Genomic DNA, 1,388 nt, shown 5'->3' on the forward strand with positions numbered 1-1,388 from the left:
GGCTCGCTCTTTCATTTCAGGGGTATAGTTTCGTGTTTTCATTGTCGTATTCTCTCAGAAAATTGAGTCTCCGACAATCCCGGGGCGGTTCAAGGGACAAAATGTAGTCGATGTCATGAACAGCACGGTTACTAGAAAAGACGGCAGTCAACAGAATCTTTTTAACCCTAAGAAAAATCAAACTGTGAGCGTCATAACCCACGAAGATGGTACGGTTAGCGTGGGTGTTTCTGGTACTAATCCTAATGTTGCCCGTAGGCTACAAAGTGAGCTTGATAAGACTTATGGAGAGGGCAAATATAACGTCAGCACCAGTGCCCTTAATGAAAACAATGGTATTGTTAGGGGAGAGGGTCCTAATGGTGAATTAGGCAACAAGCCTGGCGTTTGTGCTGAACCTGCTTGTGCTATGGTAGCAGGTAATAACCCTAGCCCTGCTACGGGTTCGGCAACGCTATGGCGCGGTAAAGATGACAATCCACATCCATATACAGATAAAGATGCTGATATACTAGATAATCAACAGATGGACCCCTGTTTAACGTGCGCCGAACCAAACAATCAACAGATTTATCAAGATACAGCAATACCAAAACGACAAGAACCCAACCCTCTCAAAGGAGAAGAATAATGGACCTAGTCACCTATATCACAGAGCGTCTGATTTCTTATGCTGATGATATTGTGCCTGTCAATAGGCAGGAGATTATTGATTTTTTTGAATCTGAAAATGCCCCTTATCGTGAAGACCATGTTGATTTTTTAGCGAGGTTTGGAGGTAATCACTTTACCGCTTTTTTGAAAAATCAAAATGCAAATTTTTCATTTCAGGAAATAAAAGAGCTGTATCAAGCTGATAAAGATTATCCTGATGAGGTTGAACTGGCAGAGGGATGTTGTCACTTTGCTAATCCATATGTTGATAATTGGTATTGTATTGAACAAGCCACAGGCATCATATACCGTGAAGCGGTGGATGAGGATAATAATCCGATATTATCAGAAGTGGTATGGTGTAATATTAAAAGTTTATTGTTTATGTCTTCTTTGTACTATTTGGATAGAGTAGGTACTAGGTTATCCATAAAAGACAACTTAACAGATGAGTTCGTTCAGATATTCCAAGATGAAAACAGAGGATATCGTTTGGATATGTCGCTTTATGGGGCTTATTATATTAAAGAAGATATGTTCTATTACCTATCATTAACGAGGAATTTTCTGACTCCAACCAAACTACACCCATGGTTTTACGAAGAACTAAAAAACTTTAAAGCCAGTCAATAACAACCCATGAACCGCCCCGGGATTGTCGGAGACTCAATTTTCTGAGAGAATACGACAATGAAAACACGAAACTATACCCCTGAAATGAAAGAGCGAGCCGT

Annotated in this window: 2 protein-coding genes; both read left to right on the top strand. The window is 40.1% G+C overall.

Translation table 11 applies throughout. The features are described 5' to 3' along the window. The first annotated feature begins 115 nt into the window (after window positions 1-115). Window positions 116-631: a hypothetical protein gene (locus tag G561_RS0113530; protein ID WP_028859997.1), complete on the top strand. Its 516-nt coding sequence runs from the start codon at window positions 116-118 to the stop codon at window positions 629-631. Further along, window positions 631-1,287 carry a hypothetical protein gene (locus G561_RS0113535; protein ID WP_028859998.1) on the top strand — a complete coding sequence of 219 codons (657 nt, stop codon included), beginning with the start codon at window positions 631-633 and terminating at the stop codon, window positions 1,285-1,287. Before G561_RS0113530 ends, G561_RS0113535 begins: the two co-directional genes overlap by 1 nt. Window positions 1,288-1,388 lie beyond the last annotated feature (101 nt).

Source organism: Psychrobacter phenylpyruvicus DSM 7000 = NBRC 102152, assembly GCF_000685805.1.
Lineage (GTDB): Bacteria > Pseudomonadota > Gammaproteobacteria > Pseudomonadales > Moraxellaceae > Psychrobacter > Psychrobacter phenylpyruvicus.